This is a genomic window from Streptomyces flaveolus, from assembly GCF_044765825.1.
In the GTDB taxonomy this organism is placed as follows: domain Bacteria; phylum Actinomycetota; class Actinomycetes; order Streptomycetales; family Streptomycetaceae; genus Streptomyces; species Streptomyces flaveolus.
Map to the genome: position 1 here is coordinate 95,389 of NZ_JBIWKU010000016.1, position 25,470 is coordinate 120,858.

Consider the following 25,470-nt stretch of genomic DNA (forward strand, 5'->3'; position numbering starts at 1 on the left):
GGACCGGAGCTCGGTGAGCTCCGGTCCGGTGTACCGGTGCGGGCCGGTCAGGCGGCGGCGCCGTCCGCGTGGCCGTGCAGGCGGGCGACGACCTCGGTCAGCTGCGCGGCGACCTCGGCGTCGTCGGCCGGGTGGGTCTCCGCGAAGCGGGTGACCGAGCCCGGGATGGACAGCTTGATGTCCTCGATCACCTTGCCGCCGGCGATGCCCACGGACTTGCGGGTGTCGTCCTGCGCCCACACGCCGCCGTACTGGCCGAAGGCGGTGCCGATCACGGCGACGGGCTTGCCGTTGAAGGCGCCGGCGCCGAACGGGCGGGACAGCCAGTCGATGGCGTTCTTCAGCACGGCGGGCATGGTGCCGTTGTACTCCGGCGAGAAGAACAGGAAGGCGTCGGCGGCCTGCGCGGCCTCACGCAGCTTGATCGCGGCGGCCGGGACGCTGCCCTCGACGTCGATGTCCTCGTTGTAGAACGGGACGTCGGCCAGGCCCTCGAAGAGCTCCACCTCGGCGCCCTCCGGGGCGAACTTGACGGCCGCCTCGGCGAGCTGACGGTTGTGCGAACCGGCGCGAAGGCTACCGACGAGGGCAAGGATGCGGACAGACATGAGTACTCCCACTGCTGGTGCTGCTGTGAAACGGCCGGTGCCGAAACACCGCCGGAGCGATCCGGACCGAGGTCCGTTTAATTTCTAACATCCTAAGCGGACCGCGGTCCAGTTTTGTTCCCGATGCTTTACGCTGTTTTCATGTCCGCCGCCCTGCCGCCCCTTCCCAAGACCCAGGAGACCGACGGTCCGCCCGAGTTGCTCCAGCTCGGCACGGGAGCCGACGACGACGAACCCTGCCTGCGAGCCGACGCCGCCCGTAACCGGGCCCGGCTGCTGGAGGCCGCCGCGCGGCTGGTGGCCGAGCACGGCGCGGCCGGCCTCACCATGGAGGCGGTGGCCGCGGCGGCCTCGGTGGGCAAGGGCACGGTCTTCCGGCGTTTCGGCGACCGCACGGGCCTGCTGATGGCGCTGCTCGACCACTCCGAGAAGAAGTTCCAGGCCGCCCTCCTCGGCGGACCGCCGCCCCTGGGGCCCGGCGCGCCGGCCGTGGAGCGGCTGCGGGCCTTCGGCTGCGCGATGCTGCGCCGCAGCGTCGACGAACTGGCCCTGCAACTCGCCGCCGAGCCGAGCGCGGAACGCCGTTACACCGCCGCACCGCGCCGCTTCCTGCGCGGCCACGTGGCCCTGCTGCTGCGCCAGGCCGTTCCGGACGCGGACAGCGAGCTGCTCTCCCACACGCTGATGGCCTACCTCGACGCGGCCCTGATCCACCACCTCACCGAGCAGTGCGGGGTGCCCGTGGCACGGCTGGAGGCGGGCTGGCTGGACCTGGTGGCACGGGTGACCCGCACGGAGCCGCCGCGCTGAGCTTCGCCTGCCCGGGCAGGGTTCCGTCCGGCCGGCGTGGTGATCTCGTGCCTCGCGGGCGCGGGCGCGGGCGCGGGCGGGGGGGTGAGGTTCGGGCCGCGCCGGTGCCGCCCGGCCCCGGTCCGGGGCGTGGGTTCGTCCGGCACGGGGGGTTGGTTCGTACGACTACAGGGCGTGGGTTCGTCCGGCCCGGGCGGTCGTCCGTCCGGCGCGGGCCGTCGTCTCGTCTCGTCTCGTGCCGGGCCCGTACTCCGGTTCCGTTCCGGACCTGGGGGGCGGGTTTCGTTCCGGACCTGGTGGGTCGGTCCCGCTCCTGGGCCTCTGATCGGTTCCCGCTCCCGTGGTCGGGTCCTGTTCCAGGCCGTGGCCTCGGATCAGGTCCTGCTCCCGTGGTCCGGTCCGGTTCCGTTCCGGGCCGGGGCCTCGTCATATGCCGGCCGTGGTCCTGCCCTGTACGGGCGTGGCTGCGTCCCGTGCCGGCCGTCGTTTTTCGTCCGGTCCGGACGACGGTCCCCCGCCCGTGGGCAACGTCCGGGGCTCTGCCAAGATGCCGTACGTCATGGTGCAGATACCGAAAACGCCCGCCCCCGCGTCCCTGGCACCGCGCTCCGTCCCCACGAGTGCCGATGTGGCCCGCCTGGCCGGCGTCTCGCGCGCGACCGTCTCCTACGTCCTCAACAACACCGGCGCCGTGCGCATCAGCGAAGCCACCCGCCGCCGCGTCCACGAGGCCGCCCGGGAACTCGGGTACGTCCCCCACGCGGCGGCACGCTCCCTGCGCGCCGGACACAGCCGCATGGTCCTGATGCCCGCCCCGGCCTTCCCCGTCGGCCCGCTCTACAGCCGCTTCCTCACCGAACTCCAGTGGGCGCTCGGCCGGCTCGACTACACCGTCGTGCAGTACGGCACCGCCGGCCCGCACGACGACGACGCGGCCCGCGCCTGGGCCGAACTGCGCCCGGTCGCCGTCCTGGTGCCCGGCTCGGGACTCGGCCCGCGCGGCGTGGAACTGCTCAAACGCTCCGGCGCCCGCGCCGTCGTCACCCTCGCACCCGAGGCCGTCGAGGGCGCGCACGCCCTGCTCATGGACCACGAGGCCGTAGGCCACTGCGCGGGACGCCACCTCTACGACCGCGGACACCGCCGGATCGGCGTCGTCGTCCCCGCGGAAGGCGGACTGGAGGTCTTCTCGGCACCCCGCCTGCACGGAGTGCGCCGCGCCGCCGCGGGCACCGACGCCACCGTCACCGAACTGCCGCTCGCCTACGACGAACGGGACGCCGCCCGGCTGGCCGCCCGCTGGCCCTCCCTCGGCCTCGACGCGGTGTTCGCGTACAACGACGAGTACGCGATGCTGCTGATGCGCGCCCTGCAGGACGCGGGCCTGGACATCCCCCGGGACGCGGCCGTGATCGGCGCCGACGACCTCATGCTCGGCCGTCTGCTCCGGCCCCGGCTCAGCACCGTCCACCTCGAACTGCCGTCCGGCCGCGACCTGGCCGCGCTGGTCGACCGCGCGGTCCACGACCCCGGCGCCGCGCCCGAGCTGCACACGGTGCTCGGCGCGAGGGTGGTGCACCGCGAATCGAGCTGAGCCGCCCGGCCCCTACTGGACGTCCTGCCCGGCCTGGCCGCCCTGCTGCTGTGCCTGCTGCTCGGCGACCGCCTTGCGGACCTCGTCCATGTCCAGGTTGCGGGCCTGCCCGATGACGTCCGTCAGCGCGGCCTCCGGCAGCGCACCCGGCTGCGCGAACACGGCCACCTGGTCCCGGACGATCATCAGCGTCGGGATCGACTGGATGGCGAAGGCCTGCGCGAGCTCCGGCTGCGCCTCGGTGTCCACCTTGCCGAACACCAGGTCGGGATTCTCCTGCGCCGCCTTCTCGTAGACCGGGGCGAACTGACGGCACGGCCCGCACCAGGAGGCCCAGAAGTCGATCAGGACGAACTCGTTGTCCGTGACCATCTGGTCGAAGTTCTCCTTGGTGAGCTCCACGGTGCTGCTCATGACGTGATCCCTCTTCCTGGTGTCGGCGACAAGCCGTTGGCACAAACGCGGCCGACGGGGCGGCTATTCCGCGCACGTACCCATGTGGCCTCGCCGCACACCACCCACCAGACTGGCCCCATGACGGAATCGGAATCCATCGCTTACGACGTCGTGGTGATCGGCGCGGGCCCCGTGGGGGAGAACGTCGCCGACCGCACCCGGGCGGCGGGACTGTCCACCGCGATCGTGGAGAGCGAGCTGGTCGGCGGCGAGTGCTCCTACTGGGCGTGCATGCCCAGCAAGGCCCTGCTGCGCCCGGTCATCGCCCACGCGGACGCCCGCCGCACCCCGGGACTGAGCCGGGCGGCGCAGGCCCCACTCGACGCCGCCGCGGTCCTCGCCCACCGCGACGACTTCACCTCGCACTGGAAGGACGACGGCCAGGTCCAGTGGGTCGAGAGCATCGGCGCCGACCTGTACCGCGGACAGGGACGCCTCGCCGGACCCCGCACGGTGGAGGTGACCGGCCCCGACGGCGCCCGCCGCACCCTGACCGCCCGGCACGCCGTCGCCGTCTGCACCGGCTCCCGGGCCGCCCTGCCGGACCTGCCCGGCCTCGGCGACGTACGCCCCTGGACCAGCCGCGAGGCCACCAGCGCCCAGAGCGTGCCGGGACGGCTGATCGTGGTCGGCGGCGGAGTCGTCGCCGTCGAGATGGCCACGGCCTGGCAGGCCCTCGGCTCCCGGGTCACCCTCCTCGTCCGCGGCAAGGGCCTGCTCGCCCGCATGGAGCCGTTCGCCGGCGAACTGGTCGCCGAGGCGCTCACCGAGGCCGGCGCCGACATCCGCACCGCTACCTCCGTCGAGTCCGTCACCCGTGAGAACGGCACCGTCGTCGCCGTCACCGGCACCGGCGACCGCATCGAGGCCGACGAGATCCTCTTCGCCACCGGCCGCGCCCCGCGCACCGACGACATCGGCCTGGAGACCGTCGGCCTCCAGGCCGGCTCCTGGCTCCCGGTCGACGACAGCCTCCGCGTCGAGGGCCACGACTGGCTGTACGCCGTCGGCGACGTCAATCACCGTGCGCTGCTCACCCACCAGGGCAAGTACCAGGCCCGGATCGCGGGCGCCGCCATCGCCGCCCACGCCTCCGGCGAGGCCGCCCTGGAGTCCGGACCCTGGGGCGCGCACGCCGCGACCGCCGACCACGACGCCGTGCCCCAGGTGGTCTTCACCGACCCGGAGGCCGCCGCCGTCGGCCTCTCCCTGGCCGAGGCCGAGGAGGCCGGCCACCGCGTCCGCGCCGTCGACGTCGACCTGTCGACCGTGGCCGGCGCGGGGCTGTACCGCGACGGCTACAAGGGCCGCGCCCGCATGGTCGTCGACCTGGAGGACGAGATCGTCCGCGGTGTCACCTTCGTCGGCCCCGGCGTCGGCGAGCTGATCCACTCCGCGACGATCGCCGTCGCCGGGCAGGTGCCGGTCAGCCGGCTGTGGCACGCGGTGCCGTCCTACCCGACGATCAGCGAGGTGTGGCTGCGACTGCTGGAGGCCTACCGGGACAACTGACCGGCCTGCTAGCGGCGTTCGGGGCGAGCGGGACACGTCCGCCCCGAACGTGCCCGCGGCCGGCAGCCGGCTCCTGACGTGACGTCAGGGAAGATCGAAACCCAGGGCGGCCGCGGCCCGCTCCGGCGTCGGCTGGGCCCACAGTGCCGCCATCGCCTCGCCGGACGCCAGGGACCGCAGCTCGGCACGGTCCAGGTACAGCGTGCCGTCGAGGTGGTCCGTCTCGTGCTGCACGATCCGGGCCGGCCAGCCCGCGAACACCTCGTCCACCGCGTGCCCGTGCTCGTCCCGTGCGACCAGCCGCACCTCGGCGTGCCGGGCCACCACGGCCTGCCAGCCCGGCACGCTCAGACAGCCCTCGTAGAACGCGGCCCGGCCCGCGCCGACGGGCTCGTAGCGCGGATTGACCAGCACCCGGAACGGCTGCGGCGCCCGCCCACGCGCCACGCGCACCTCGTCCGGCACCGGCGCCGGGTCCTCGATCACCGCGATCCTCAGCCCCACCCCGACCTGCGGCGCGGCCAGGCCGACCCCCGGCGCCGCGTGCATGGTGACGCGCAGCGCCTCCACGAACCGCGTCAGCAGCGCGGGCTCCAGTTGCCCGTCGAAGGGCTCGGCGACCCGCCGCAGCACCGGGTCACCGGCCGCGACGATCGGCAACGGGCCGCCGGCGGCGAGCAGTTCCTCGACCCGCTCGGCAAGAGACGCGTGCTCATTCAGGGCTCCCATCGCGCCAGCATGACACGGCGCACGGCGCCCACGCACCGCCGCTGCCCGGGCGAACGACGTGCCCGGCCCCCCCGTGGGGAGCCGGGCACCGCGGGCATCACCGGCAGCGTGTACCGCTCAGATGCCCTCCTCGAAGTCGCCCGCGAAGGCGGAGGCGATCCGCAGGTGCGAGTCCGCCTCCTCCTGACGCCCCTGCCGTTCGAGGGTGCGGCCCAGCATCAGCCGGGCGTAGTGCTCCACGGGATCGCGCTCGACGATGACCCGCAGCTCGGCCTCCGCGCGGCGCAGCTGGGCCGAGTGGTAGTAGGCACGCGCCAGCAGCAGCCGCGGTCCGGTCTGCTCGGGCACCTCCTCGACCAGCCCGCCCAGAACGCGCGCGGCGGCGGCGTAGTCCTTGGCGTCGAAGAACATCTGCGCGCGCTCCCAGCGCTCCGCCGGCGTTCCGTGGTCGTAGTACGTCGTGTCCACTCGTGACCTCCTTCTGCGCACTCTGCAACCACCCCCATTGATTGAAAATTCCACCACCTTCCGGGCCTCCCCAGGGTGTGCCGGTCCGGCGGGGTGAAGGGGCCGGGGACGGACTGACGCGGCAAGCCGTCCGGGTCTAGGTTGGGCGGCATGAGCAATCTTGATCGCGAGGCGGTTCCCTCCGTGTGCGGCGGCCGCGGCTTCGTGGTGGCGGAGCCCGTGCGGGAACTCCTCAGCCCCCGCCAGGTCAAGCTCGGCGAGTCCACCGAGGTCCGCAGGCTCCTGCCCAACCTGGGCCGGCGCATGGTCGGCGCCTGGTGCTTCGTCGATCACTACGGCCCCGACGACATCGCCGACGAGCCCGGCATGCAGGTGCCGCCGCATCCGCACATGGGCCTGCAGACGGTGAGCTGGCTCCACGAGGGCGAGGTGCTGCACCGCGATTCCACCGGCAGCCTGCAGACCGTCCGCCCGCGCCAGCTCGGCCTGATGACGTCCGGCCGCGCGATCAGCCACTCCGAGGAGAGCCCGCGCTCGCACGCCCGCTACCTGCACGGCGCCCAGCTGTGGGTGGCCCTCCCGGACGCCCACCGCAACACCGACCCGCACTTCGAGTTCCACGGCGACCTGCCGCACGTCACGGCCCCCGGCCTGACGGCCACCGTGCTCCTCGGCGAACTCGACGGCGCGACCTCGCCCGGAACGACGTACACGCCCATCGTCGGCGCCGACCTGAGCCTCACGGGGGGAGCGGACGTACGCCTGCCGCTGGAGCCGGACTTCGAGTACGCGGTCCTGGCCATGTCGGGAGAGGCCCACGTCGACGGCGTGCCCCTGGTGCCGGGTTCGATGCTCTACCTGGGCTGCGGCCGCCGCGAACTGCCGCTGCGGGCCGAGTCGGACGCGGGCCTGATGCTCCTGGGCGGCGAGCCGTTCGAGGAGGAACTGATCATGTTCTGGAACTGGATCGGACGGTCGCAGGAGGAGATCGAAGAGGCCCGGCGGGACTGGATGGAAGGGACACGCTTCGGCGAGGTGAAGGGCTACGACGGCGCTCCGCTGCCGGCCCCCGAGCTGCCGGCGACGCCGCTGAAGCCTCGGGGAAGGCGTCGTTGACTCGCGGGAATGGCTGACGGGCCGGTGACGGCCGGTCGTCCTGCTGCGCCCTCCCGCTCAGGGCCGCCGCCAGGGAGCAGGGCCCGCCGTCACCACGATCACCACTCACCTCACGACGCCGTGTCATGCTGTCCCGCAGCGACTGCCTGTGGGGGCGATATCGACTCGCCTGGCTTGGAGAAGGGGTCAACTCCCCTCGGGAAGCACGTCCTTCACCCGCTCTCGGTCGCCCTGGCGCGTAGCGTGCAGGACGCGCAGGGCTCGGCGCTCGGTGCTCCAGTAGAGGAGAGCGACGATCGGGAGGGCGGCGCCGAGGAGGGTCACGGCGGTCCAGCCTCCAGCGTGGTAGACGACGGAGCCGAGCTGGGATCCGGCTGCGCCTCCGGCGAAGAACATGGCGCTGGGGCCCTGACGCTCCGTACCGAGGCCTCGCACGCGTCGGCCTGGAGACGTCAGGGACTCCCGGCCGGCATCAGTGGGGTTCGGGGTCGGGAATCACGTGCATCGCCGCCTCCTCCGCCGACGCGCCGGCCCCGTCCAGCCCCACGTCGGACGCGAACAGGTCGGACTCGGTGTTCGCGTGACTGCCTTCGTCCGGCGCGACGAGCCGTCCCGCTCGCTCGTGACCGACCTCGTCGTCGACCAGCTCCCCATCCGTGTCCCAGACATCGCCGATGCCGTCGCCCTCCGGGACACCGAAGTCGGGCAACTCCTCCGAGAGGCGCTCATCCAGGCTCTCCCCCCGCCACCGCTCCGACGCCGTGACACCGGGGTGCTCCACCCCCCACGGCTTGTCCGGGGGTGAGTAGCCCTCGTCCAAGACCTCGTCACCGCTCCGGTAATCCAGGGTGTCGGACGCATCCAGCACGCCGGCGTCGTCCTGCACCTCGGCCCCGTCCGGCTGGTACACCTCGTCGCCCATCATCTCTGCAGTCATCTGTTGTGTTCGTCCTCGTTCCGGCCTGGAGAAATGGAATCGTCATCCCTCAAGTCGTTGGGCCGTACCGGTGCTCCGCCGAAAGCTGAGGGACCCATCGGTCAGTGACCGGAACGAAGGGAGCGAGCGGCGCGCAGGATCAGGTCGGTGACGGGCCCGGGATCGCTCACGGACACGGCGTGCGGGGCGCGGACGGTGACGGTGTGCGCGCGGGCGCGCTCGGCCATCCACCGCTCGGCGGCCGGTGGGATGTTGCGGTCCTCGGTGGCGACGAGGTACCAGCTGGGAATCTTCTTCCACGCGGCGACGGTGGCCGGCTCCCGGAGCGCGGCCAGCGTGATCGGTCGCTGCCCCGCGGCCATGACCTGAGCGGTCCGGACGGGGACGCCGGCCGCGAACTGCTTGCGGAACAGCTCCTTCTTGATGACCAGTTCCTCCGCCTGCCCACCCCCGGGCAACGGGTAGTACTGGGTGGCGGTGGCCTGTCCCAGCGTGCTGCCGGGGAACTTGTCGGTGAGCTGGAGCGCGCTCTCGCCGACCTCGGGAACGAAGGCGGCGACGTAGACCAGGGCCTTGACCTGGGGAGCGTCCGCCGCGGCCTCGCTGATGACCGCCCCTCCGTAGGAGTGGCCCACCAGGACGATCGGGCCGGTGACGCTGTCCAGGACACTGCGGATGTAGGCGGCATCGCTCGCCAGCCCCCGGAGCGGCAGGGCCGGCGCCAGGACACGGTGGCCGTGGCGCTGCAGGCGCTCGACCACGGAGCTCCAACTGGAGGCGTCGGCGAACGCGCCGTGGATCAGGACGACGGTGGGTGTGTCCGGGTGCTGGTGCGGTCTGCGCGAGCGGTCGGCTGCCGTGGCCGGCGCGGAGACCGCGACGTCTGCGGTGCCCAGCGCGGCGGCTCCGGCCAGGAGGGACGTCGTCACGGTACGACGCGGGATCGAGTTCATGGTTCTCCTCTGAAGAGAGGGCCGTTTCGTCACGGCCGGACGGGCGTGACTCAGGAGGTGGCTTGGACGGCTTCCTCGATGAGACCGACGACGCGCTCGGGGTGGGAGAGCATCACCAGGTGCGAGGAGTCGACCTCGACGGTGGTCATGCCGGCCCGCTGGTAGCCGTAGCGCTCCACGTCAGGATTGATGGTGTGGTCGGACGAGGCGACCAGACCCCAGGAGGGCTTGGACTTCCACGCCGCGGCCGGGGCCGCGTCAGCGAAGGCCTGGGCCGCGAGCGGACGCTGGGAGACCGCGAGGACCTCGGCGAGGCGGGAGTCGACGTCGGCGGCGAAGACGGCCGGGAACTTGTCGGGCTGGACCGACACATCGGTGCCGGTCCCGGTCGAACCCTCTAGGGGGAACGGCGTGTACACCAACGCGGCGGCAAGGTCGGAGTCCGGGAATCGGCCCTGCAGTTCGCCGAGGCTCTCGCCCTTCTCCAGGGCGTACCCGGCGAGGTAGACCAGCGCCTTGACGTTGTCCTCGGTGCCGGCGACCGTGATGACGGCGCCGCCGTAGGAGTGGCCCACCAGGACGACGGGGCCGGGTATCTGCCGGATGATCGAGGCGACGTACGCTGCGTCACCGATGAGGCTGCGGTTGGGGACGGCCGGGGCCACCACGTCCAGACCGCGGGCGATGAGCCGGGGGATGACCTCGGCATAGCTGGAGGCGTCGGCGAACGCACCGTGGACGAGGACGACGGTGGGCTTGGCGGAACGGGACATGGGTGAGCTCCCTGGTGGGTGTCATGGTCGGGGTGCGCGAGCGACTGACCGGCGCGGGCGACGAGGGATCGTTGGCTTACCGGACCGCCTCGGCCGGGCTGTTCCTGGCCTCGCGGCTGTACGCGGTCCACGTCAGCGGGGAGCCGGCGGTCGGTGCGCAGCCAACACTAGGGCTGCCGGGGAAGCAGACTTGTCCGTCTGTGCCCTGCTGTTGGCCTGTGCGTGCTCACACGGGACTCAGCCGCTCTACTCGGTCAGGAAGCCCAGGAGTTCGTGGTTCGCGCGTACGCAAAGGGTGCGACCAGCAGATGCGGGTCGCACCCCGGTTGTGCGCCGACACCACGGCGCGGTCGGGTCTCCGGCGCAGCCGGCCGGCCCGCCAGGAAACGGGCCGGCGTGACACACCCGGCCGTGCCGGAGTCAGTGCTGGGTGGTGGAAGCGTCCTCGGGCGGCGCCAGGAGTACGGCCGCCCGGCTCCGGTGAGCGACGGCGTCGCTGACCCGGGGGTTGACGAGCGCTTCGAGTGATCCGCGGTGATGAGGGCTGAGGATCAGGAGGTCGGCCTGCCACTCCTCGGCGGCGGAGGAGATGGTGGTGGCTATCTGAGTCGTCAGGGCGTTGACGACGGTGCCCTCGGCCTCGACGCCCGCGTCCCGCAGCGAGGTGAGCGCCTCATCGAGGACGGCCTTGGCCTCCACGTCGTCCTCCAGAGAGACCACGGCGGCAAGCGTCGCCGTGGAAGGAGCGACGTGCAGAACACTGACCCTGGCCCCGGTCAGTCGGGCCATGTCGCCGGCCAGGCGTATGACGGAGTGACGCGCGGGGCTGGGATCGACTGCGACGAGAATGCGCTGAAACATTTCCTTTGTCCTTTTGTGAGCGTGCATCAGGACTGCACCGGGATGCGGCCCCGCAGGGGACGAGGCCTCCTCATGAACAACCGTGTGGTGCTGGTGTGTTCCGGCGGCCACTGGTGACCGGCCTTCCCCATGCAACAGTGAATCAGGGCATCACCGCTGTGCGGACGCCTCCAGGATGAGTGTGCCCTTCTGGGCACATAGTCCGTGCGTTCCTCGACAAGCGGCCCGGCCGCTGGGTCCTAGGGTGACGGGAAGAATTGCGCTTCTGTCATCCTTCGAGGGCCACCATGGAACAGCATCTCAGCACGGTCACGTGCTCAATGACGGCACGCGTCAGTGCTCTGAAGGGGCCGCCATTGCCGTTGCCGGCGGAGTTGCATTATGGGATAACCGACCCCTATTCCGTTCGCCTTTCCCTCGGGCCGTCGACCGGACCACCCGTCACCTGGGTGTTTGCCCGCGAACTGCTCGCCGAAGGGTTGAGGCGTCCTACAGGCTCCGGTGACGTGCTGGTGCTCCCCAGATACGGTCAGAATCCACATTCCATCCGCATCGTCCTGAGCAATTGTGCTGGCACGGCACTCGTCGATCTGGCGGCCATGGAGGTGGCTTCCTTCGTTCGGGAGGCCTTCACCGTGGTGCCTGGCGGGGCCGAGAGCGATCACCTGGATCTCGACGGCACCATAACTGCGCTCATGGGGAGAAGCAGCATGCCGTAGTTCTGGTTTCTCTGACGAATTCCCTGTTGAAATAGGAGATCTTAATGCCTCGGACGAAATTGGCGCCGACCATGCAGTTCGGCATCTTCACCGTCGGTGACGTCACTCCGGACCCGACCACGGGGCGTACGCCGACCGAGCGTGAGCGCATCAAGGCCATGGTCGCCATCGCGCTGAAGGCGGAGGAGGTCGGGCTCGACGTCTTCGCGACCGGCGAGCATCACAACCCGCCCTTCGTGCCCTCGTCGCCGACCACGATGCTCGGTTATGTCGCGGCGCGCACCGAGCGGCTGATCCTGTCCACCTCCACCACCCTGATCACCACGAACGATCCGGTGAAGATCGCCGAGGACTTCGCGATGCTCCAGCACCTGGCGGACGGCCGGACGGACCTGATGATGGGGCGCGGCAACACCGGCCCGGTCTATCCCTGGTTCGGCAAGGACATCCGCGAGGGCATCAACCTGGCCGTGGAGAACTACGCCCTGCTGCACCGGCTGTGGCGCGAGGACGTCGTGAACTGGGAGGGCAAGTTCCGCACCCCTCTGCAGGGCTTCACGTCCACGCCCCGCCCGCTGGACGGCGTCGCGCCGTTCGTCTGGCACGGCTCGATCCGTTCCCCGGAGATCGCCGAGCAGGCCGCGTACTACGGCGACGGCTTCTTCCACAACAACATCTTCTGGCCCGCCGACCACACCAAGCGCATGGTCGAGTTCTACCGCAAGCGCTACGCCCACTACGGGCACGGTACGCCCGAGCAGGCGATCGTCGGCCTGGGCGGGCAGGTGTTCATGCGGAAGAACAGCCAGGACGCGGTGCGCGAGTTCCGGCCGTATTTCGATGTCGCGCCGGTCTACGGGCACGGTCCGTCGCTGGAGGAGTTCACCGAGCAGACGCCGCTGACCGTCGGCTCGCCGCAGCAGGTGATCGAGAAGACCCTCGCCTTCCGCGACTACGCCGGTGACTACCAGCGCCAGCTGTTCCTGATGGACCACGCGGGGCTGCCGCTGAAGACCGTGCTGGAGCAGCTCGACCTGCTCGGCGAGGAGGTCGTGCCGGTGCTGCGCAAGGAGTTCGCGAAGAACCGCCCGGCGGACGTGCCGGACGCCCCCACCCACGCCTCGCTGCTGGCGAGCGCGAAGAACGCCGAGCAGGAAGGAGCACGGGCATGAAGCTCGTCGTCGTCTCCGCGGGACTGAGCGTCCCGTCCTCCACCCGGCTGCTGGCCGACCGGCTGGCCGCGGTCGCTGCCCCGGCGGCCACCGCGCCGGAGCCCCAGCCGGCCGCTGTCCGGGTGATCGAGCTGCGTGACCTCGCGGTGGAGATCGCGCACACCTTCACCAACGGCTTCCCCGGGCGGGAGCTGTCCGCCGCCTTCGACGCCGTGCGGTCGGCCGACGGCCTGATGGTCGTCACGCCGGTGTTCTCGGCGTCGTACAGCGGGCTGTTCAAGTCGTTCTTCGACGCGCTGGGCGCCACGGAACCGGACGCCCTCGCCGGGAAGCCGGTGCTGATCGCGGCGACCGGCGGCACGGCCCGGCACTCGCTCGTGCTGGAGCACGCGCTGCGTCCGCTCTTCGCCTACCTCAAGGCCGTCGTCGTCCCGACCGGCGTCTACGCCGCCTCCGAGGACTGGGGCGCCGAGGGCCTCGACCGCCGGATCGAACGGGCCGCAGGGGAGCTGGCGGCCCTGATGAGCGGGATCGCTACGGTCCCCAAGCCTGCTGGAGGGAGCCCTGCATTCGTGCCGTTCGCTCAGCAGCTCGCCGCGCTGAATCAGCTTCCCGTCCGTACTCAGGCGCTCCCCGCCACGGAACTGTGATGCTGTCGGGTCATTGGAGGAGAGGTCGATGAAGGCTCGGACGAAGCCGCTTCTGCGAGTATGGGAGTGGCAAGCCGATGCTGCCTGCCGCGGCATGGACAGCGTGGTCTTCTTCCCGCCCGCAGCGAACGGGCCATGGCTCGCCGGCGGCGCGAGGACGCGGCACGAGCGATCTGCCGTAGCTGCCCTGTGAGCGGTCCGTGCGGTCGCTTCGCCCTGGCCTCCCAGCAGCACTACGGCGTTTGGGGCGGATATACCGAGACCGAGCGGCGATCTGCGGTCCGCAGGATGAACCGGAAGTAGCAGACCGGGTGGTGGCGATCCCCCGTCCCACCCGGTTGAGCACTGCCGCCATGCCCAGGTCGGACAGGGCGTTGAAGGCGAAGAACCAGCCGGCGACCACCGCGCCGCCGAGGCCGGGCCCACGGCGCGGGCCGGGTTCATGTTCACGGCCCCCAGAGCCGCGGCCTGGCCCAACTGCTCACGCTCCACCAATTCCGGTTGGATCGCCTGCCAGGCCGGGCCCATCAGTGCGGTGCCGCAGCCCAGCAGAAAGGTGAGCGTGAGCAGGACACCCGGGGCGAGAGTGCCGTGCGGAAGGCGAGCACCGTCAGGGTGGTGGAGACGACGAGCAGCCACTGGGCGCCGGCCGTCTGCATCCAGGTGCCGGTGTTGGATATCAGCCGCGCAATCCACAGCGCGCGGAGACACGCGCTGCGAGCGGCGCCAGGGCCGAAGCCTCCGGCAGCCTCATGACGGGGGCCTGGTCCAAGCGGGGCTCGAGGCTGACAGGCGGTGGGTGGCTGCTGATGTCACCACGAGCATCAGCAGTGTGAGGACCAGAATGTGGAGAAGCTCGGCGTGTCGCAGGAGCAGGGCGCCGGCGAGAGCTCCGAGGAACATGGCGAGGACCGAGAGGACGCGTCGACCGGGCCGGGGGGTCGCCCCGCCGGCCGGGGAGGAGTCTGCGGCCAGTCCTGTCAGAGTGAGTGTCAGGACGGTCGTGGTGAGGTCCGGGACTCCCAGCCGTCGGGCGACGGCGTTCTGCATGCCCATGGCGATGCCGAGCAACACGATCAGGGTGTAGCGAACCGGACTGGTCACCTCACCGTGCGAGACCGCGACCGCGATCACTGTTCCCGCGACGAGGACGGCCTGGATGGCTGTGGTCGTGGCCAGCAGCCGGCCGCGATGTGCCGCGAACCGGGTGCCGAGTCGCCCTCCTGCCAGTGCTCCGGTGAGGAACGACACCATCGAGACGATGGATGCGGTGACGGACAGGCCCGGCGCGCCTGCCAGAGCAAAGCCGAGGAAGACCACGTTGCCGGTCATGTTGGCGACGAAGACCCGGCCGAGCGCCAGGTAGCTCACGGCATCGATGAGACCGGTCACCACCGTCAGCACCAGCATCAGCGGCGGCAGGGGCCCGTGCCGGTCTCCCTTGGGCGGGACAAGTGTCCGGGCGGCGTCAGTCAGCAGCCTGCGCACGCTGAGTCCTTCCGTTCGTTGTGTCGCCGGCGGCGGGATGCCGCAGCGCAGCGCGGGTGATCAGTCCGCTGGTCGGACCAAGGATGATCGCCGCGAGAGAGACCCACAGAGGCCAAGGGGCCGGCCCGAGAATGTCGTCGAGCGACCAGTGGCCCGGGCCGGTGAGGGCGAGGACCGCGGCGACGACGACGAGGACCAGCGGGTACTCGTAGCCGTCGTTCTGCACCCACAGCCCTTTGTGCCACTTGACGGTGCCGGCCACGGTCATCACTCCCATGGCGGCCATCGCCGCCATGGGAGTGAGGAGGCCGGCCGCCAGGAACAGGCCGGCACCGATCTGGCTGCCGCCCGCGACGAGCGCGGTGAGTGTCCCACCGCGGAAGCCGTCCCGGCGGAACTCTTCGGTACCCCCGGCCAGCCCATTACCCCCCAGCCGGAAACTGACCTTCTGCACTCCGTGCCCGGTGATGAGGAGCCCCACCACCAGCCGGAGCACCAACAATCCGCTGTCCATCGCGTTGTCTGCCTGTTCCTGACGTCCGTCGTCACCTGTGAAGAGCGAGTCAGCCGGCGGCGTGCTCGCCGATGAAGGCCTGTGCGTAGACGACTCCGAGACCGTAGGTGCCGCCGTGTTCCTTCACTACGTCCATGACGGGCATGTACGTCTCGGTACGCGCCCAGTCACGCTGGAGCTCGAGGAGCACCTGCACCCAGGTCACCGGCACCACGCCGGCCTGGACCATCCGCTGGACGGCGTGCTCGTGAGCCTGGGGGCTGACGCCGCCGGACGCGTCGGTGACGACGTAGACCTCGTAGTCCTGGGCGAGCGCGGACAGCGCGGGCAGGACGACGCAGACCTCGGTCCACAGGCCGGCGATGACGAGCTTCTTGCGGCCGGTCGCCCTGACGGCCTCGACGAAGGCCTCGTCCTCCCAGGCGTTCATCGTGCTGCGGTCGATGATCTTCTGGCCGGGGAAGACGTCCGCCAGCTGCGGCATGAGCGGGCCGGAGAAGGACTCGGCGGCCACGGTGCTCAGCACGACGGGGACGGCGAAGACCTTGGCGGCCTTCGCCAGACCGACGGTCGCGTTGACGATCGCGGTGCGGTCGCCGCTGCCCGTGCCGAAGAACATCTGCGGCTGGTGGTCCACGAAGAGCACCGCGCAGTTGTCGGGGGTCAGCAGGTCCGGGCTGGGCGCAGCGGTGACCTCGGCGATGTCGACCATGAGTATGCCTTTCGGTGATTGATGCACAACGATCACGGACGGTCGTCCGCGAAGGGGGAGAGGAGGTCTTGGGGCCAGATCGACGGCAGTGACGTCTGGCTCAGAAGAAGCAGGGGTCGAGGACCGGGCTGTCCGTCTCGGGGACGAGGCCGCGGCGGGCCCGCCACTGCCGGTGCAGTTCCGACTCTGCGGCGGCCTCGCCGAGAAGCTCGGCCTGGCGGACTCCCGACCTGCCCTGCGACGAGGCCGCCTGGTAGCCGCCGAAGTGTGCCACCGGGCTCCACTCGGGGGTCACCGCAGGCATCTGCTCGTCGATGCCCTCGTACTCGCCGGCGGCGTAGACGATCCGGCCGCCGACTACCGTCAGCAGGGCCTCGATGTGCGTGATCTCCGGGTCGGGAACCGTGAAGTAGTCCTGTGACAGCACGGTGAGATCTCCGAGGAAGCCCGGGCGCAGGACGCCCTTGAGGTCCTGCTCACCGGTGAGCGAGGCACCGGCCGTGGTGAACATCTCCAGCGCCGTTTCCCGGTCGACCCGGTTGTGCGGCGGGTGGATGGTCAGGTCGCCGACCGTACGGCCGGTGACCAGCCAGTGCAGTGCGATCCACGGGTTGTACGAGGAGACGCGGGTGGCGTCGGTACCGGCGCCCACAGTCAGGCCCCTGCCCAGCATCGCCCGGATCGGCGGCGCGTCCGCGGCGGCTCCGATCCCGTAGCGGCGTACGAACGCCTCGCCCTGGAAGGACAGCCGGTTCTGCACCGACATGGCTCCGCCGAGGGCGACGATGCGGTCGAGGCTGTCGGCCGACACGGTCTCCGCATGGTCGAACAGCCAACGGTTCCCGCCGGGGAAGAGCCCTTCCGCGGCGAGCTTCTCGAACACGGCGAGGTCGCGGCGGATGGTCTCGTCGTACGTGGCGTGCAGGCGGAAACCCCAGCCGTTCTCCATGAGGAGGCGTACGGCCTTCTCGAACTCCACCTCGTAGTCGGGGGCGTGTTCGGGGCGTGGCTCGGCGAAGTTCTCGAAATCCGCCGCCGCCCAGGTGAGGTTCTCGCCGGCTCCGTTGAGGCGGAGCCATTCGTCGCCGTCCTCGGGGCGGACCATGTCGATCCAGCGGGTGAGGTCGTCGATCTCCTGGCCCGCGGTCTGCGGGAACAGGTGGTAGGCGATGCGCAGGGACAGCTCGCCTTCCCTGGCCAGTTCCGTGACCGTCTCGTAGTTGTCGGGGAAGTTCTGGAAGCCGCCCGCCGCGTCGATCGCCGAGGTGAGGCCGAACCGGTTCAACTCCCGCAGGAAGTGACGCGTGGACGTCTTCCTGTGCTCCTCGTCCAGTATCGGCGCCTTGGCCAGGGTCGAGTAGAGGATCAGGGCGCTCGGAGCCGCCAGCAGCATGCCCGTGGGCTCACCGTCACGCCCCCGCATGATCTGTCCACCCCGGGGATCGGGAGTGTCCTTGTCGTAGCCCACCGCCTTGAGCGCCGCGCGGTTGAGTATCGCCGACTGGTACAGGTGGAGGACGAAGACCGGGGTGTCCGGTGCGGCGGCGTTCAGCTCGGCGACGGTAGGCAGCCGCCGTTCGGCGAACTGCTCGGCCGACCAGCCGCCGACCACGCGCACCCACTGGCCCTGGGGCGTGCGGGCCGCCTGCTCACGCAGCATGGCGAGTCCCTGACGCAGAGAGCGCACCCCGTCCCAGCGCAGTTCGAGCACATAGTTCAGGCCGCCACGGATCACGTGCAGGTGGGCGTCGTTGAGGCCGGGAACCATCCTCCGACCCAGCGCGTCGACCACGCGCGTGGCGGGACCGACCTTGTCGGCCACGTCCTTGTCCCCGCCCACTGCGGTGATGACGCCGTCGCGGATGGCGATCGCCTCGGCCTGCGGGAGACGGGGATCACCGGTATGGATCTTGGCGTTGCGGACGACGAGGTCCGCCGCGTCGTCGGTGGCGCGGGGAATCAGCCCGCCGACCGGCATCGTGGACACCTTTCGACAACCTCCTTCGGGGCGTACAGCGTGGAAGTGGAATCTGTGTCAATGCCGAGGCTCTCGAGCCGGATGGGGTTGACGGCGAGGTGCACGTAGGGCCGTGCTGCGGCTGCTTCGCCGCTCACGCTATGCCGGATGGCCCTGGCCCGGTTTCTGGTCAGCGCACTGGAATTTGTCCGGCAGCGCACTGGAGGCTCCACCGTGCACGGTGGAGCCAGAGACAGTGCGCGGGCGGGCAACAGCGGTTGCCCACGCACTTTTAGCGTGGCTGTGGCCGGCTCAGCGGATCCCCGATCCGATGAGGGCCGCTTCGCCGGAAACGCCGGCACGCACATGAGTCCGAGGAGTCCTTATGTCCCACCCCGTGGAGCCGGTTCAGCCGGTGCTGGAGCCCGCGGCGGCGGCGTTCGCCGAGGCGACGGCGAACCCGCCCTATCTGTTCGACCTGCCCCCGGCTGAGGGTCGCAAGGCCGTCGACGAGGTGCAGTCCGGTGAGATCGCCAAGCCGGACGTCGAGGAGGAGTGGATCACCGTCTCCGGTGGTCCCACGGGCAGCGTCCGCGCCCGCATCGTCAAGCCCGTCGGGGCCACGGGCACCCTGCCGGTGATCCTCTACATCCACGGCGCCGGCTGGGTGTTCGGCAACGCCCACACCCACGACCGCCTGGTGCGCGAACTGGCCGTCGGCGCCGGTGCGGCCGTGGTCTTCCCCGAGTACGACCTCTCGCCCGAGGCCCGCTACCCCGTCGCCATCGAGCAGAACTACGCCGTCGCCCGGTGGATCGTGACCCAGGGCGCGACCAAGGCGCTGGACGGTGCGCGGCTGGCCGTGGCCGGCGACTCCGTGGGCGGCAACATGACCGCGGCGCTGACGCTCATGGCCAAGGAACGCGGCGACGTCCCGCTGGTGCAGCAGGTGCTGTTCTACCCCGTCACCGACGCGAGCTTCGACACCGCCTCCTACCACCAGTTCGCCGAGGGCTACTTCCTGCGCCGCGACGGCATGCAGTGGTTCTGGGACCAGTACACCACCGACCAGGCGGAGCGCGCCCAGATCACCGCCTCGCCGCTGCGCGCCACCACCGAGCAGCTCACCGGACTGCCGCCGGCCCTCGTCATCACCGGCGAGGCCGACGTGCTGCGCGACGAGGGCGAGGCGTACGCCAACAAGCTGCGCGAGGCCGGCGTGCCCGTCACCGCCGTCCGCTACCAGGGCGTCATCCACGACTTCGTGATGCTCAACGCGCTGCGCGAGACCCACGCCGCCGACGCGGCCATCAACCAGGCCGTCGCCGTTCTCCACGCCGCGCTGCACACCCGCTGACGTGGCGGCCTGGCCGGCGCGGACGAGGCGATCAACCCGGAAGTGGAGCGCTTCGGCGCGAAGCGGGCCGGTGCGACGGTCGTCGACGGTGCCTCGCACGCCGTGGGTGTCTCGCACCCCGAGGAAGTAACCGATCTGATCCGCGACGCGGTGGGCGCCACCACCTGATACCGCTGTCGTCGGCAGCCGGCACGAAGGCCGCGCGGGTGTCCCCTGAAGGGGCCGCGCGGCCTTCGCATGTCTGTGGTCGTCTCATGTCCGCTGCCGCACGGTGACCACCGCGACGAGACCGCTCAGGAACATACCGGCGGCGAGCGCAGAACACCGCCCGGGAAGACCCGCTCCCACGTGCTCACCCGGCGCGGCTGCCTGCCGTGCCCGAGCGTGCACAGCTCATGCCTCCAGGTGCCCTGTTTCCGGCTGCCGGGCCCGCCGTCCAGGCGGACCGTGGTCACGGACCGATGATGGGCGGGAGGCAGTCGACATGCGAGCGAAAAGAGGAGCCCTCATGACCGATGAACCGATTCTGGTCCTCGCGGCCACCGGTGGACAGGGCGGCGCGGTGACGAAGGCGTTGGCCGGCCGCGGAGCCCGTGTCCGGGCCCTGGTCCGCGATCCCGGCCGGCAAGCGGCACGGATGCTCGCCGCGGCCGGGGTCGATGTCGTGACGGGGTCGCTGAGCGACGCCGACTCTCTCGCTGCGGCTATGGCGGGAGTGCGGGCGGTCTTCGCCTACACGACTCCCTTCGAGGCCGGCCTCGAAGCTGAAGTCGCCCAGGGACGGTCGATCATCGCTGCCGCAACGCTGGCGCGCATCCCGCACCTCGTGTTCAGTTCGGTGGCGGGAGCCGACCAGGCCAGCGGGGTGCCACACTTCGAGAGCAAGGCACTGATCGAGGCGGAGTTGGCCTCGGGAGACGTCCCGCACACGGTGCTGGGACCTACGTACTTCTTCGACAACGCACTTGGCGGAGCCGAGCGCATCCTCGACGGTCTCCTGGATCTGCCGCTGCCGGGGGACCGCCCCTTGCAGCAGCTCGACCGTGCGGATCTCGGGGCGTTCGCCGCGAAAGTACTGCTCGATCCGGGCCAGTACGCCGGTCAGCGCATCGAACTCGCCAGTGACGCACCCACTCCCGTGCAGATGGCCGACGCACTCGGGGACGCCTTGGGACGGGAGGTTCGTCACGAGCGCTTTCCGCTCTCGGCGGTGACCAATCCTGACATGCACGCGATGTGGGCCTTTCTCAACAGGGAGGGATACCGCGTCGACATCCCAGCGCTCCACGGGGATCACCCGGAGATCGGCTGGACCCGGTACGCGGACTGGGCCGGCCGTGCCTGGGCAGCCGCCCGCTGAGCCCGCCCGTCTGTGGTGCCCTGGCTTGAATGATCAACAGCTCGCAATGGCGCCGGTTAATCTTCGGTCCGGGGAGAACAGGGGAGAGCGTGGCTGACCAGAAGCCCTTCGGGGCCGTTTTGCGAGGTCTGCGACAGCAGGGTCGCCTGACGATGGAGGAGTTGGCCGAGGCGTCGGGCGTCAGTGTCAGGGCCATCGGCGACATGGAGCGGGGACGCAGCCGGGTTCCTCAGCGCCGTACGGTCGTGGCGCTGGCGGAGGGGCTGCGTCTCGGTGAGCGGGAGCGGGACGCGCTGCTTGCTGCGGCGCGGGCCGGGCGTGCGGCGCGCACGGTGGCGGTAGCGGGGACGACCGTGCCGCCGCGGTCGGTGGGAGACTTCACGGGCCGCGGTCCTGAACTTGCCCGGCTGCGGGATGCCGCGGAACGGGCGGGGACCGGTGAGGGCATGCGGGTGTCGGTCATCTCGGGCCCTCCGGGGTGCGGTAAGACGACGTTGGCGCTGAAAGCGGTGGCGGATTTTGCCGAGATGTTCCCCGACGGGTGCTTCGTCGCGGACCTGCACGGGGTGGACGGCCCCGTGGACCCGGCTGAGCCGCTGCTGAAGCTGCTGAAAGCCCTGGGGGTGTCGGATCGCCGACTGGCGCAGGAGGACGAGGCTGGGCGTGCGGGGTTGCTGAGAGCCCTGCTGGGCGAGCGGCGGTGCCTGGTGGTGCTGGACAACGCGCGCGATGAGGGGCAAGTGCGTCCGTTGCTGCCGGCGGGCGGGCGGAGCTTGGTACTGGTCACCAGTCGGAGGCCGTTGACGGGTCTGGAGGACGTCGACCGGCTGACGTTGTCGGAGATGGCGCAGGACGAGGCGGTCGCTCTGTTGCGCCGTATTCTGGGCGCGGACCGGGCGGACGCGGAAACCGCAGCCGTGTCCCGGGTGGCGGAGCTGTGCGGACGTCTGCCCTTGGCCCTGCGCGTCGCGGGGAACTGGCTGACGGTGCGGTCCGGCTGGCCTGTCGATCACCTGGTTCGTCGCCTGACCGACGAGGAGCGTCGTCTGGGCGCCCTGGTGGCCGGTGATGTGCGGGTGGAGGCGGCGTTCGAGCTGTCCTACCGGGAGTTGAGCAGCCAGGCCGCACGGATGCTGCGGTTGCTGAGCCTCGTCCCGGGGCCGGACATGACTGCCGCGTACGGCGCAGCGCTGACCGGGACCGGGGTCTTCGAGGCCGAGGACGTGATGGAGGAACTGGTCGAGGCCGGACTGCTGCAGGCCGCCTTCACCGGTCGCTACCAACTGCACGACCTGCTGCGGCTGTTCGCCCGCGCCCGGCTGTCCCAGGAGGAAGACCCTGACCGGCGGGAAGCGGCCGAGGACCGGCTGCGTGCCTGGCTCCTGGAAACAGCTGTGATCGCCGGCCGCTGGTACAAGCCCAAGTACGGGGCACCGCCTTCGTCCTGGCGAGGTCTGGTTGCTCTGGAGAACACCGAGCAGGCCCGAGTCTGGCTCCAGAGCGAAGCCCCTGCCTGGCGCGCGGCCCTGCACAGCGCCGCGCGCAAGGGTGAGAACACCCAGGTCGTGGAGACCGCAGACGCCATGGAATGGTTCTGCAACCTGTGGGTCTTCTGGGGGCACTGGTCCGAGCTCTACCAGCTCTCCAGCCAGTCCGCTGCCGCACTCGGCGACCCCGGCCTGCAGGCCTTCCACCTCAACATGCAGGCGTGGGCCCTGATCGAGTGCGATCACAGGTACCGCGAGGCCATCGAACGGGCCGATGAAGGTCTGCAGTGCGCTCGCCGCGCCGGTAACGTTCCCCAGCAGGCCTCGGCCTTGTCGCACGCGGCGGTCGCGCACCGGAAACTCGGCGAGGCGCAGGCGGCGGCAGAGAAGGCCCTTGCCTCTGTCGACCTGTACGAAGAGGCCGACGACTGCGAGGGCCGGCTGGGCGCCCTGCTCACTTACGGTTCTTGTCTGCGCTTCCTCGGCCGTGCCGAGGAGTCCCTGGACCAGAGCAGGCGCATCATCGCCTTCCTCGACGCGCCGGACCGTCCGGTCAACGGGCACGTCGCCGATATGACTCGTGCTCACGCGACCTACGCACTCGGTCTTGACCACATCGCCCTCCAGCAGTGGAGTGACGCCGCCGCCAGTCACCGCGATGCTGTGGCCCAGTTCAGGCGCGTCGGCATGCCCTACATGGAGGGAGGCTCGCTCGTGGGTCTGGCTGAGGCCCTGGTCGGACTGGGCGAACGAGCGGAAGCCAGGTCCTGTCTCCGTCAGGCTCTCGACCTCGGTGACGCGGCCGACGGCGTCATCCTGCAGAAGGCGCGGAATCTTCTGGACTCGCTTGCCGGCGAGTGAACAACGCCCGCGGCAGGAGGCTCAGCCGCGATGCCGATGCAGAGCGACGTGAACGGTGTCGAGAGCCTGGACGAGGGCGGCACGCGCGGCATCGGTGTCGCACAGGGGATCGAGCACCATGAAGTCGTGGACGGTGCCGTGGTAGCGCATGGAGACCACCGCCACGCCGGCAGCACGCAGCTTCGCGGCATAGGCTTCGCCCTCGTCGCGTACCACGTCGGCCTCGCTGGTGACCACAAGGGCCGGGGGGAGGCCGGTGAGCTGCTCCACGGTCGCTCGCAGCGGTGACGCGGTGGCCGCGCTCCGCTGCCGCACGTCGGGCAGGTACTGGTCCCAGAACCAACGCATGGTCTCGCGGCCGACGAAGTACCCCTCAGCGAACTCCTGGTACGACGGGGTGTCGAAGTCGGCGTCGGTGACCGGGCACAGCAGCACCTGCTGCAGCAGTCTCACGTCACCGCGCTCCTTGGCGAGCAACGTGAGCGCCGCTACGAGGTTGCCGCCGGCCGAGTCGCCCACGGCGGCCATCCGGCTCCCGTCCAGACCGATCTCCCCTCCTCGTTCGCAGATCCACCTCGCGACCGCGTAGCACTGCTCCATGGCGACCGGGTACTTCGCCTCCGGCGCGCGGTGGTACTCGACGTAGACGACGGCCGCGTCCGAGCCGAGGGCGAAGGCACGCATCAGGCGCTCGTGCGTGTGGGCATCGCCCAGGACCCAGCCCAGCCCGTGCAGGAAGAGCACGACGGGGATGCTGCCGTCGCTGTCGGTGGGTCTGACCACCTGCACTCGTACGTGACCGGTCGGCCCACCGGGCACCGTGAACCACTGTGCCGAAGTGGCTTGCTCGTCGAGAGGGTCAGCGACGCCCTGCCCCTGGAGACGGGCCAGCTCCAGTCTGGCCTGTTCCGGGTCCGGGGTGTGGGCCGAACGTGGGCAGGCGCATCTGTCCACAAACGCTCGGGTGGACGCGTCCAGGACCGTACGAGGGTGTGGGGGAGTGACGAAGTCGGTCATACGGTCTCCAGCCGAGAAAGCCTAGCGGGATGAGGCGGGACGGTGATGGGCGTACCGGGTGCCTGACGGGGAGAGGGGAAGTGGGGGTGCGGCTGCCGGTATCGGGTGGCGCCGACGCGGGCGCGGGGCAGGTGCTCAGGGCCCTGACGGCACCCTACTCGCAGGCTCCGGGCAGCCGGCCCTGAGTTGCTCGGTCCTCGCTGACGGCCGCGTGTCGACCGGAAGTTGACTGCTGTGGCCCTGAGCGGTGTGCGCGCCGCGCCAGTCACGAGGGGAGACGCCGTACGTGGCGCGGAAGGTACGGCTGAAGTGGGCGGGATTGACGAATCCCCACCGCCGGGCCACCGAGGACACCGTGGGGGCGGTCCTGGCACGGCGGGCCAGTTCCCGGCTGCACTCCTCCAGGCGCCTCTGCTGGATGAGCCGGGCGACTGTGATGCCCTCACCTTCGAACAAGCGGTGCAGGTACCGGATGGAGATGTGGAACGCCCGGGCGATGCGCTCCGGCGAGAGATCCGGGTCACCCAGGTTCCGGTCGATGTGTTCGCGTATCCGAAGCAGGAATTGGCTGCGGGCGGTGTCCGGGACGGTGTCGGCGGGATGGGCGCGTTCGGCGATCAACGTGGCGAACAGTTCCACGACGTTGCCGGCCAGCCGGTTGGCGACGGCCGCGGGGTAGCTGCCGGCCGTGGACGCGAGCGTGGCCAGGAAGGGGAGCAGCACTGCGCCGACACCGGCCCGGGTGCCGATGACATCGCCCGTCACCCGACGGATGTCGCTGTCCGGCACACCCAGCGTGTGGCGGGGCAGTTGGAAGACATGCGCGGCGAATCGCCGCGGATAGTCGAAGGAATAAGGCCGTGTCGTGTCGTACAGCACCAGGTCTCCTTCGCCCACCTCCGCCCTTCGGCCGTCCTGGACAAAGGTGGCCGTGCCGGATATCTGAACTCCGACGGCCATCAGTGCTTCGGGCGATCGGGTGATCAATGCCGGAGTGCGGCTGACTCGCTCTGCATCGGCTTCCAGGGTGGAGACCTGGAGGTATCCGAGGCGGTGGGTGGCGATCCGACCGTCGAACGGCCCGTCGTCCCGCGGGGCGATCGTCATGGGTACCAACGTCCTGCTCACCACGTCGTTCCAGTACGCGACCTTCTCCCGGTCCGGTACGGAAGCGGTAGTCAACACCATGCTCAAGTTGCTCTCCGCTCAGGAAATGTCTGGAGGCTGCGAGGGACGGGAACGGTTTCGGACGGCTGCGTCTCTCCGGAAGACGGCGGCCGGTGCCCGGGCAGGGCCGGATGTGTCCTCGTACGGGCAGCGGCCTCGCTGGAGCGCAACCGTGCCGCTTCGGCGAGGCCC

The 25,470-nt window shown here is 70.6% G+C and carries 27 protein-coding genes and 2 pseudogenes; 12 read left to right on the plus strand and 17 right to left on the minus strand.

Annotated features, from left to right (window positions below; all coding sequences use genetic code 11):
- Positions 1 to 47 precede the first annotated feature (47 nt).
- A complete protein-coding gene (locus ACIRG6_RS34775; RefSeq protein WP_364682371.1) occupies positions 48 to 608 on the minus strand; it encodes an NAD(P)H-dependent oxidoreductase in 561 nt (186 codons plus the stop codon).
- A 141-nt stretch (positions 609 to 749) separates the two neighbouring features.
- Between ACIRG6_RS34775 and ACIRG6_RS34780 the strand changes: the two genes are divergently transcribed.
- Both ACIRG6_RS34780 and ACIRG6_RS34785 read left to right on the plus strand, forming a co-directional pair.
- The gene (locus ACIRG6_RS34780) at positions 750 to 1,418 is read left to right on the plus strand and encodes a TetR/AcrR family transcriptional regulator (protein WP_364682373.1); all 669 of its coding nucleotides are present in this window, start codon (positions 750 to 752) and stop codon (positions 1,416 to 1,418) included.
- A 559-nt stretch (positions 1,419 to 1,977) separates the two neighbouring features.
- The gene (locus ACIRG6_RS34785) at positions 1,978 to 3,012 is read left to right on the plus strand and encodes a LacI family DNA-binding transcriptional regulator (RefSeq protein ID WP_372462640.1); all 1,035 of its coding nucleotides are present in this window, start codon (positions 1,978 to 1,980) and stop codon (positions 3,010 to 3,012) included.
- A gap of 12 nt (positions 3,013 to 3,024) precedes the next feature.
- Here the strand turns inward: ACIRG6_RS34785 and trxA are convergent, their stop codons facing one another.
- Positions 3,025 to 3,426 (minus strand): thioredoxin, encoded by a 402-nt coding sequence (trxA, locus tag ACIRG6_RS34790; protein WP_225635843.1) that lies wholly within the window; start codon positions 3,424 to 3,426, stop codon positions 3,025 to 3,027.
- A gap of 120 nt (positions 3,427 to 3,546) precedes the next feature.
- On the opposite strand from trxA, the gene ACIRG6_RS34795 reads away from it, so the two are divergent.
- A complete protein-coding gene (locus tag ACIRG6_RS34795) occupies positions 3,547 to 4,980 on the plus strand; it encodes a dihydrolipoyl dehydrogenase family protein (protein WP_364682375.1) in 1,434 nt (477 codons plus the stop codon).
- Between the two features lie 84 nt (positions 4,981 to 5,064).
- On the opposite strand, the gene ACIRG6_RS34800 is transcribed toward ACIRG6_RS34795, so the two are convergent.
- Positions 5,065 to 5,709, minus strand: a complete 645-nt coding sequence (locus tag ACIRG6_RS34800) for a peptide deformylase (protein ID WP_403325716.1) — start codon at positions 5,707 to 5,709, stop codon at positions 5,065 to 5,067.
- A 117-nt stretch (positions 5,710 to 5,826) separates the two neighbouring features.
- A complete protein-coding gene (locus ACIRG6_RS34805) occupies positions 5,827 to 6,177 on the minus strand; it encodes a tetratricopeptide repeat protein (protein WP_364682379.1) in 351 nt (116 codons plus the stop codon).
- Between the two features lie 150 nt (positions 6,178 to 6,327).
- Here ACIRG6_RS34805 and ACIRG6_RS34810 point away from each other — a divergent pair, with 150 nt between their 5' ends.
- Positions 6,328 to 7,293 (plus strand): pirin family protein, encoded by a 966-nt coding sequence (locus tag ACIRG6_RS34810; RefSeq protein ID WP_403325719.1) that lies wholly within the window; start codon positions 6,328 to 6,330, stop codon positions 7,291 to 7,293.
- Between the two features lie 186 nt (positions 7,294 to 7,479).
- On the opposite strand, the gene ACIRG6_RS34815 is transcribed toward ACIRG6_RS34810, so the two are convergent.
- The 5 genes from ACIRG6_RS34815 to ACIRG6_RS34835 all read right to left on the minus strand — a co-directional run bounded on the left by ACIRG6_RS34815 (position 7,480) and on the right by ACIRG6_RS34835 (position 10,844).
- Positions 7,480 to 7,689, minus strand: a complete 210-nt coding sequence (locus tag ACIRG6_RS34815; RefSeq protein ID WP_364682383.1) for a hypothetical protein — start codon at positions 7,687 to 7,689, stop codon at positions 7,480 to 7,482.
- A 76-nt stretch (positions 7,690 to 7,765) separates the two neighbouring features.
- Positions 7,766 to 8,230: a DUF5709 domain-containing protein gene (locus ACIRG6_RS34820; RefSeq protein ID WP_364682385.1), complete on the minus strand. Its 465-nt coding sequence runs from the start codon at positions 8,228 to 8,230 to the stop codon at positions 7,766 to 7,768.
- Between the two features lie 101 nt (positions 8,231 to 8,331).
- Positions 8,332 to 9,183, minus strand: coding sequence for an alpha/beta fold hydrolase (locus ACIRG6_RS34825; protein WP_364682387.1), 852 nt, complete (start codon positions 9,181 to 9,183; stop codon positions 8,332 to 8,334).
- A gap of 50 nt (positions 9,184 to 9,233) precedes the next feature.
- A complete protein-coding gene (locus tag ACIRG6_RS34830) occupies positions 9,234 to 9,956 on the minus strand; it encodes an alpha/beta fold hydrolase (RefSeq protein ID WP_364682389.1) in 723 nt (240 codons plus the stop codon).
- Positions 9,957 to 10,376: 420 nt separating this feature from the next.
- Positions 10,377 to 10,844: a universal stress protein gene (locus ACIRG6_RS34835; RefSeq protein WP_403325723.1), complete on the minus strand. Its 468-nt coding sequence runs from the start codon at positions 10,842 to 10,844 to the stop codon at positions 10,377 to 10,379.
- Between the two features lie 260 nt (positions 10,845 to 11,104).
- Here ACIRG6_RS34835 and ACIRG6_RS34840 point away from each other — a divergent pair, with 260 nt between their 5' ends.
- From ACIRG6_RS34840 to ACIRG6_RS34855, 4 genes are all read left to right on the plus strand, one after another.
- Positions 11,105 to 11,536, plus strand: a complete 432-nt coding sequence (locus tag ACIRG6_RS34840; protein WP_403325726.1) for an SsgA family sporulation/cell division regulator — start codon at positions 11,105 to 11,107, stop codon at positions 11,534 to 11,536.
- A gap of 71 nt (positions 11,537 to 11,607) precedes the next feature.
- On the plus strand, positions 11,608 to 12,708 hold the full coding sequence (locus tag ACIRG6_RS34845) for an LLM class flavin-dependent oxidoreductase (protein ID WP_365024835.1): 1,101 nt from the start codon (positions 11,608 to 11,610) through the stop codon (positions 12,706 to 12,708).
- Positions 12,705 to 13,358 (plus strand): CE1759 family FMN reductase, encoded by a 654-nt coding sequence (locus ACIRG6_RS34850; RefSeq protein ID WP_403325729.1) that lies wholly within the window; start codon positions 12,705 to 12,707, stop codon positions 13,356 to 13,358. Before ACIRG6_RS34845 ends, ACIRG6_RS34850 begins: the two co-directional genes overlap by 4 nt.
- Before the next feature lie 135 nt (positions 13,359 to 13,493).
- Complete coding sequence (locus tag ACIRG6_RS34855; protein WP_403325731.1) at positions 13,494 to 13,661, plus strand: WhiB family transcriptional regulator; 168 nt, start codon at positions 13,494 to 13,496, stop codon at positions 13,659 to 13,661.
- A gap of 168 nt (positions 13,662 to 13,829) precedes the next feature.
- On the opposite strand, the pseudogene ACIRG6_RS34860 reads toward ACIRG6_RS34855, so the two are convergent.
- From ACIRG6_RS34860 to ACIRG6_RS34885, 6 genes and pseudogenes are all read right to left on the minus strand, one after another.
- Positions 13,830 to 13,928, minus strand: a pseudogene (locus ACIRG6_RS34860) (MFS transporter); the annotation flags it as partial.
- Complete coding sequence (locus tag ACIRG6_RS34865; protein ID WP_403325734.1) at positions 13,886 to 14,017, minus strand: hypothetical protein; 132 nt, start codon at positions 14,015 to 14,017, stop codon at positions 13,886 to 13,888. The pseudogene ACIRG6_RS34860 and the gene ACIRG6_RS34865, both read right to left, overlap by 43 nt.
- A 91-nt stretch (positions 14,018 to 14,108) precedes the next feature.
- Positions 14,109 to 14,846 carry a YoaK family protein gene (locus ACIRG6_RS34870; RefSeq protein ID WP_403325737.1) on the minus strand — a complete coding sequence of 246 codons (738 nt, stop codon included), beginning with the start codon at positions 14,844 to 14,846 and terminating at the stop codon, positions 14,109 to 14,111.
- Positions 14,827 to 15,360, minus strand: a complete 534-nt coding sequence (locus tag ACIRG6_RS34875; RefSeq protein ID WP_403325740.1) for a DoxX family protein — start codon at positions 15,358 to 15,360, stop codon at positions 14,827 to 14,829. Before ACIRG6_RS34875 ends, ACIRG6_RS34870 begins: the two co-directional genes overlap by 20 nt.
- Positions 15,361 to 15,409: 49 nt before the next feature.
- Positions 15,410 to 16,072 (minus strand): hydrolase, encoded by a 663-nt coding sequence (locus ACIRG6_RS34880; protein ID WP_364686823.1) that lies wholly within the window; start codon positions 16,070 to 16,072, stop codon positions 15,410 to 15,412.
- Between the two features lie 100 nt (positions 16,073 to 16,172).
- On the minus strand, positions 16,173 to 18,050 hold the full coding sequence (locus ACIRG6_RS34885) for an amidohydrolase (RefSeq protein WP_403325892.1): 1,878 nt from the start codon (positions 18,048 to 18,050) through the stop codon (positions 16,173 to 16,175).
- Between the two features lie 364 nt (positions 18,051 to 18,414).
- Between ACIRG6_RS34885 and ACIRG6_RS34890 the strand changes: the two genes are divergently transcribed.
- The 4 genes and pseudogenes from ACIRG6_RS34890 (at position 18,415) to ACIRG6_RS34905 (ending at position 23,094) form a co-directional block, all read left to right on the plus strand.
- The gene (locus ACIRG6_RS34890) at positions 18,415 to 19,386 is read left to right on the plus strand and encodes an alpha/beta hydrolase (RefSeq protein ID WP_403325743.1); all 972 of its coding nucleotides are present in this window, start codon (positions 18,415 to 18,417) and stop codon (positions 19,384 to 19,386) included.
- Between the two features lie 9 nt (positions 19,387 to 19,395).
- Positions 19,396 to 19,554 (plus strand): annotated as a pseudogene (locus ACIRG6_RS34895) (alpha/beta hydrolase); the annotation flags it as partial.
- A 340-nt stretch (positions 19,555 to 19,894) separates the two neighbouring features.
- Complete coding sequence (locus ACIRG6_RS34900; RefSeq protein ID WP_403325746.1) at positions 19,895 to 20,746, plus strand: NmrA/HSCARG family protein; 852 nt, start codon at positions 19,895 to 19,897, stop codon at positions 20,744 to 20,746.
- An 89-nt stretch (positions 20,747 to 20,835) separates the two neighbouring features.
- The gene (locus ACIRG6_RS34905; protein WP_403325749.1) at positions 20,836 to 23,094 is read left to right on the plus strand and encodes an ATP-binding protein; all 2,259 of its coding nucleotides are present in this window, start codon (positions 20,836 to 20,838) and stop codon (positions 23,092 to 23,094) included.
- Between the two features lie 21 nt (positions 23,095 to 23,115).
- Here ACIRG6_RS34905 and ACIRG6_RS34910 read toward each other — a convergent pair whose 3' ends face one another.
- Positions 23,116 to 23,877, minus strand: coding sequence for an alpha/beta hydrolase (locus ACIRG6_RS34910; RefSeq protein ID WP_403325752.1), 762 nt, complete (start codon positions 23,875 to 23,877; stop codon positions 23,116 to 23,118).
- A gap of 369 nt (positions 23,878 to 24,246) precedes the next feature.
- Positions 24,247 to 25,305, minus strand: a complete 1,059-nt coding sequence (locus tag ACIRG6_RS34915; RefSeq protein ID WP_403325755.1) for an AraC-like ligand-binding domain-containing protein — start codon at positions 25,303 to 25,305, stop codon at positions 24,247 to 24,249.
- Positions 25,306 to 25,470: the final 165 nt, after the last annotated feature.